We start from the raw sequence: 5,726 nt of genomic DNA on the forward strand, positions 1-5,726 counted from the left end.
TCGCGGCGGACGCCATCGAGGAGCGGCTGAGACCCGGCTGACCCCGCCGCCCGCAGCGGGGGGCCGGCGCGTACCGCACGCGCACCGCACGACAGTTCAGCGACACACGGAGGAGTTCGAGGAGCAATGGCAGAGATATGCCTGGCCCTGGCCGCGAGCCACACGCCCGGCCTCACCGGCTGGTTCGACAAGGCGCCGGAGCCCGAGCGCCGGGTGGTCACCGAGGCGTACGACGCCGTGCACGACGCCGTCGTCGACTCGGGCGCGGACGTGCTGCTGGTCGTCGGCAACGACCACGTCGCCAACGCCCGGGTGAGCGACTACGCCGACTTCACCTTCGGCCTCGCGGCGGAACACCGCGGCCCCGACGAGTGGTTCAAGCCCTGGCTGCGCGTCGACGACTACACCCTGCCCGGCGACCCCGGCGTCGCCGCCGCCCTCTACGAGGCCGTCCGGGACAGCGGCCCCGGGATGCGCGCCGAGCCCGGCGACCTGCGCTTCGACGACAACCTCTCCGTGCCCACCGCCATGGCCCGGCTCGTCGAGACGGGCGTCCGGGTCGTCCCCGTACTGCAGAACTGCACCGTCCCCCCGGTCCCCGACGAGCGCGCCTGCTACGCCTTCGGTGAGGCGCTCGGCGAGGCGATCCGCACCCGCCTGCCCGACGGGCTGCGCGTGGGCCTGCTCGGCTCCGGCGGGCTGAGCCACGAGCCCGGCGGGCCGCGGTACCTGGACATCGACGAGAAGTTCGACCGCTGGTGGCTCGACCTGCTCCAGGAGGGCGACCACGAGCGGATCCTCACCGAGGCGACGTTCGACCGCATGGAGCAGGCCGGCTCGGGCGGCACCGCGGAGCTGCTGTCGTGGGTGGTGGTCATGGGCGCCATCGGCCCGCGCCCGTGCACCTCCCTGGGGTACGTCGCGGTCGATCAGTGGCGCTGCGGCGTCGGCGCCGTGCAGTGGCACCTGTCCTGACCCGCCGGCACCGGCACCCCCACGACGCCCGACCACTACAGAAGGACACCTGATGGCACTCGACCATTTCGATCCGCAGCTGCGGACGAACGACCTGGTGCAGGAGCTGAAGTGGGACCGCGAGTTGCGCGCCCGCTTCGAGACCGCCGAGGCGGAGGTCCTGGCCGCGTACCCCCTCACCGAGGAGGAGCGCACCGCGATCGCCGCGCGCGACTTCCGGCGCCTCTACCACCTGGGGCTGCACCCCTACCTGCTGTCGCAGCTGGCCCGGCTGATCTACGGCACCGGCGAGCAGGCCGGCACCTCGCAGGCCGCGACGGCGCTGATCCGGTCGCTGCTGGGGGACGAGTACGAGACCTACATGGCAGCGCGCGGTGACTGACACGCCGACCGGTACGGGGACCGCACCCCCCGCGCCAGTGATCGACATCCACACGCACGCCATGCCCCTGCCGCTGCTGCGCGCGCTGGAGCGCGAGGGGCGCGCGGACCTCTCCCGCGCGGGCGACCGCGTGCTCACGCTGGACCCCGCGCTGTGCGGGCTGCCCGCGGGCGCACCGGTGCCGCTGCCGCCCGAGCAGTACGCCATGGACCACCGGCTCGCCCTGCTCGACGCCTCCGGCGTCGACCACCACGTGGTGGCCGCGCCGCCGTTCCTCTTCGCCTCCCAGGCGACGGACGACGCGCTGGCGCTGGAGCTGGCCCGGCGCTCGAACGACGCGCTGGCGGAGTTCGCCGCGGAGTCCGGCGGCCGGCTGCACGGGCTGGCGACGGTGCCCGTCGGCCACCCCGGAGCCGCCGCGGAGCTGACCCGCGCGCTCGACGAACTCGGCCTGGTGGGCGCCACCATGGGCACCTACGGCGCCGGCCGCGAGCTGGACGACCCGGTCAACGAGGACCTGTGGACGGTGCTCGCGGCCCGCCGCTGCTTTACCCTGCTGCACCCCAGCCGGGTCTCCGAGCGCGACCGGCTCGCCGACTACCACCTCGTCCAACTCCTCGGCTATCCGCTGGAGACGGCCCTCGCCGTCTCCCGGCTGATCTTCGGCGGCGTACTCGAACGGCACGAGCTGACCCTGTGCCTCGCGCACGGCGGCGGCTGCGCGCACGCCGTCGGCGCCCGGCTCGACCTGGGCTGGCACCGCAAGCCGGTGGCGCGCGTGGTCGGCAGCGAGCCGACGGAGTTCCTGCGCCGGCTGCTGTACGACACGGCGGTCTTCGACGTACGGACCATCGCCCGGCTCGTCGAGGACGTCACCGCCCGCAACGTACTGCTCGGCACCGACACCCCGTTCGACCTCATGGACGACCGGCCGCTGGAGACCGTGCGCCGCATCGGGCTCGACGCCGCCGACGAGGCCGCGATCCTCGGCGGCAACGCCGCCGCGCTGCTGCCGGGTCTGGGCCTCGGCACCGGGCCCGCGACGGCCGCCGGCGGGCGCTCGCTACCCTCGCCATCCCATTCCATCCAGTCGAAGGGCTGAGGACATTGAGCAGCGAAGCAGGGACGGACGAGCTGCGCCGGTCATCCCGCGCCGAGGCGGTCGCCAAGCGGATCGAGGGGCGCATCGCCGAGCAGTCCCTGCCCAGCGGTCACAAGCTGGGCACCAAGGAGAGCCTGCGCCGCGAGTACGACGTGGCCGCGGCCACGTTCAGCGAGGCCGTCCGGCTGCTGGTCTCCCGCGGCACCGTCTCCGTACGCCCCGGCGTCAAGGGCGGCATCTTCGTCGCCTCGCCGCCCGCGCTCGTCCGCCTCGGCCGCAAGATGCTGGAGCTGAGCGGCGATTCGGTGTCGGTCTCCGACTGCCTGGTGGTACGGGACAACCTGGAACCGCTCGTCGCGCAGGAGGCGATGCGCCACCGCACGGACGCCGACCTGGCCGAACTGCGCAGGCTGGCCGAGGAGATGGCCGTCGAGGGGCTGTCCGCCGCCGACTACCTCGCGGCCAACTGGGCGCTGCACCGCAGGATCGCCGAGATCACGCCCAACCAGATCCTGCGCCACACCTACGTCTCGCTGCTGGAGTTCGTCGCCAGCCGGCTGCGCGGCGTCACCGCCGACGAGCCGAGCCGGATCAACCCCGACGGCGCCGCCGTGCACCGCGAACTGGTCGAGGCCATCGCCTCCGGCAGCAGGCAGCGGCTCGACGCCGCCATGGAGGCCCACGCCGGGCTCACCGTCACACCGAGGGAGCCCGGATGAGCACACCGACCTCTCCTGCCACGTCTGCTTCTGCCACGTCTGCCGCTGCCGCGGCGGCGCTGGTGGTCATCGACGTCCAGAACGACTACTGCCACCCCGACGGCGTCTTCGCCGCGGCCGGGCTGCGGGTCGCGGACCTCGACGGCCTCGTGGAGCGGATCAACGCCCTGGTGGCGGCGGCCCGCAGCGGCGGCCGGCCGGTGGTGTGGGTGCGGATGGAGTGGCCCGACGACGACTCCGTCGGGCTGCTCGCCGAGCGCAGCCCGTTCCTGCGCGAGCGCGGCCTGCGGCGCGGCACCTGGGGCGCGGAGCCGGTCGCCGGCCTCGACGTCCGGCCCGGGGACCACGAGGTGGTCAAGCCCCGGTTCAGCGCCTTCCACCGCACGTCGCTGGACGGCCTGCTGGCCCGGCTCGCCGTCGGCACCCTCGTGATGGCGGGCGTACGCACCGACTTCTGCGTGGAGTCCACCGTGCGCGACGCCTTCTTCCGGGACCTGCGGGTCGTCGTCGCCCGCGACGCCGTCGCCGGCTACGTCGAGGAGCTGCACGCCGCCAGCCTGCGGCTGATGGGCACCGTCTTCGCCGAGGTCGTCGGCGGCGAACAGGCCGCCGGGCTGCTCGCCGGCGGCCCCGGCCCCGACCCGTCGTACGAGAGGAGCAGGACCGGTGCCGCTGGTCGAAGTGACGCTCGTTGAAGGCCGCTCGCCGCACCAACTGCGCGCCCTCATCGGCGAGGTGACCCGGGCCGTGGCCCGGACCGCGGACGCGCCGCCCGAGAGCGTCCGCGTGATCCTCCGCGAGGTGCCCGCCACGCACTGGGCGGCGGGCGACGTGACCATCCAGGAGAAGCAGGACCAGAAAGGCGAGGACCATGGACCTCATTCCGCACATCGTTGACGGCCGGGAGATCCAGTCGGCCTCCGGCGAGACCTTCGCCACCGTCGACCCGTGGACCCGCGAGCCGTGGGCCGAGGTGTCCCTCGGCGGCACGGAGGAGGCCGGCCTCGCCGTCGCCGCCGCGCGGCGCGCGTTCGACGGCGGGCCGTGGCCGCGGATGGGCTTCGCGGAACGCGGCGCGATCCTGCACCGGCTCGCGGACCTCATCGACGAGCACCGCGACGAACTCGCCCTCGCCGACACCACCGACATGGGCAAGCCGATCGCCGACAGCACCGCCAAGGACGTACCCCGCTCGGCCCTGAACTTCCGCTTCTTCGCCGACCACGCCAGGCTCGCGGCCGGCGAGGCGCTGCCCATGGACAGCGGCCACCACGCCTACAGCAGGTTCGAGCCCGCGGGGGTGGTGGCGGCCATCGCGCCGTGGAACTTCCCGCTGATGCTGGAGACCTGGAAGGTGGCCCCCGCCCTGGCCTGGGGCAACACCGTCGTACTCAAGCCCGCCGAGGACACCCCGGCGTCCGCCACGCTGCTGGCCCGGCTGGCGCTGCAGGCGGGCATGCCGCCCGGCGTGCTCAACGTCGTGCACGGCTACGGGCCCGCGGCCGCCGGCGAGGCGCTGACCACCGACCCGCGCGTGGACCGCATCACCTTCACCGGCGAGTCCGGCACCGGTCGCGCCATCGCCCGCGCCGCCGCGGCGAACCTCACCCCGGTCAGCCTCGAACTCGGCGGCAAGGGCGCCAACGTGGTCTTCGCCGACGCCGACCTCGACTCCGCCGTCTCCTGGTCGATCAAGGCGATCTTCAGCAACGCCGGGCAGGTCTGCCTCGCCGGCAGCCGGCTGTACGTGCAGCGCGAGGTGTACGCCGAGTTCCTCGCCCGCTTCACCGCCGCCGCCGAGGCGCTGGTGACCGGCGACCCCAAGGACCCGGCCACCCAACTCGGCCCGCTCGCCTCGGCGGAGCACCACGCCAAGGTCACCTCCTACCTCGACGGCGTGCCCGCCGACGGCGGCACCATCGCCACCGGCGGACGCGGAGAAGGCTGGACGGTGCTGCCGACCGTCGTCACCGGCGCGCCGCCGGAGGCGCGGATCCACCGCGAGGAGGTCTTCGGCCCGGTCGTCGTCGTCACGCCCTTCGACACCGAGGCGGAGGCGGTGGCCGCCGCCAACGACAGCCCGTACGGCCTGAACGCGATGGTCTTCACCGAGAACCTCTCCCGGGCGCACCGCGTGGCCGCGGCGCTGAAGGCGGGCACGGTCTGGGCCAACTGCTTCTTCATCCGCGACCTGCGCGCGCCGTTCGGCGGGGTGGGGGACTCGGGGGTGGGGCGCGAAGGGGGGAACTTCAGCAGGGAGTTCTTCACCGAGCCGAAGGCCGTGGTGATGGCCGTGACCCCCGCCTGACGACACCCCGCCTGACGAAGGCACCCGCACCACACCGGCGCACCACACCCGCGCACCCACACCCGCGCACACCCGACACTCCGCACCCCGCACCCCGCACCCGCCGATTCCGCACCACTCACTCCCCCTACCTCACGTCAGGAGTGCCCGCATGCCTGCTCCCTCACGGGCCCGAGGCGCCGCCCCGCCGTCGGACGCGGTGGCCAAGGCCGCCGACGCGCTCGCCGAAGCCGCCCGCAC

Annotated in this window: 7 protein-coding genes; all 7 read left to right on the forward strand. The window is 74.1% G+C overall.

Annotated features, from left to right (window positions below):
* The first annotated feature begins 126 nt into the window (after positions 1-126).
* Genes H5J30_RS15505 through H5J30_RS15535 form a run of 7 tightly spaced genes read left to right on the forward strand, consistent with a single transcriptional unit; the run spans position 127 to position 5,486 of the window.
* Positions 127-975: a DODA-type extradiol aromatic ring-opening family dioxygenase gene (locus tag H5J30_RS15505; RefSeq protein WP_181788019.1), complete on the forward strand. Its 849-nt coding sequence runs from the start codon at positions 127-129 to the stop codon at positions 973-975.
* A gap of 52 nt (positions 976-1,027) precedes the next feature.
* Entirely contained in the window at positions 1,028-1,357 is a 330-nt protein-coding gene (locus H5J30_RS15510; protein ID WP_181788020.1) for an extradiol ring-cleavage dioxygenase, read from the forward strand.
* A 37-nt stretch (positions 1,358-1,394) separates the two neighbouring features.
* Positions 1,395-2,459 (forward strand): amidohydrolase family protein, encoded by a 1,065-nt coding sequence (locus tag H5J30_RS15515; protein WP_181788021.1) that lies wholly within the window; start codon positions 1,395-1,397, stop codon positions 2,457-2,459.
* 5 nt (positions 2,460-2,464) lie between these two features.
* The gene (locus H5J30_RS15520) at positions 2,465-3,178 is read left to right on the forward strand and encodes a FadR/GntR family transcriptional regulator (protein WP_181788022.1); all 714 of its coding nucleotides are present in this window, start codon (positions 2,465-2,467) and stop codon (positions 3,176-3,178) included.
* Positions 3,175-3,873 (forward strand): cysteine hydrolase family protein, encoded by a 699-nt coding sequence (locus H5J30_RS15525; protein WP_181788023.1) that lies wholly within the window; start codon positions 3,175-3,177, stop codon positions 3,871-3,873. The genes H5J30_RS15520 and H5J30_RS15525 overlap by 4 nt, the downstream gene beginning before the upstream one ends.
* Positions 3,845-4,075 carry a 2-hydroxymuconate tautomerase gene (gene thmT, locus H5J30_RS15530; protein ID WP_181788024.1) on the forward strand — a complete coding sequence of 77 codons (231 nt, stop codon included), beginning with the start codon at positions 3,845-3,847 and terminating at the stop codon, positions 4,073-4,075. The genes H5J30_RS15525 and thmT overlap by 29 nt, the downstream gene beginning before the upstream one ends.
* On the forward strand, positions 4,050-5,486 hold the full coding sequence (locus H5J30_RS15535) for an aldehyde dehydrogenase (protein ID WP_181788025.1): 1,437 nt from the start codon (positions 4,050-4,052) through the stop codon (positions 5,484-5,486). The genes thmT and H5J30_RS15535 overlap by 26 nt, the downstream gene beginning before the upstream one ends.
* The last annotated feature ends 240 nt before the right edge of the window (positions 5,487-5,726 follow it).

Origin of the sequence: Streptomyces phytophilus (assembly GCF_013870535.1) — a bacterium.
Taxonomy (GTDB): domain Bacteria; phylum Actinomycetota; class Actinomycetes; order Streptomycetales; family Streptomycetaceae; genus Streptomyces; species Streptomyces phytophilus.

What these genes read in the sequence shown, in the direction of transcription:
- H5J30_RS15505 (WP_181788019.1), top strand. Translation starts at nt 127, where the DNA reads ATGGCAGAGATATGCCTGGCCCTGGCCGCGAGCCACACGCCCGGCCTC.
- H5J30_RS15510 (WP_181788020.1), top strand. Translation starts at nt 1,028, where the DNA reads ATGGCACTCGACCATTTCGATCCGCAGCTGCGGACGAACGACCTGGTG.
- H5J30_RS15525 (WP_181788023.1), top strand. Translation starts at nt 3,175, where the DNA reads ATGAGCACACCGACCTCTCCTGCCACGTCTGCTTCTGCCACGTCTGCC.
- H5J30_RS15535 (WP_181788025.1), top strand. Translation starts at nt 4,050, where the DNA reads ATGGACCTCATTCCGCACATCGTTGACGGCCGGGAGATCCAGTCGGCC.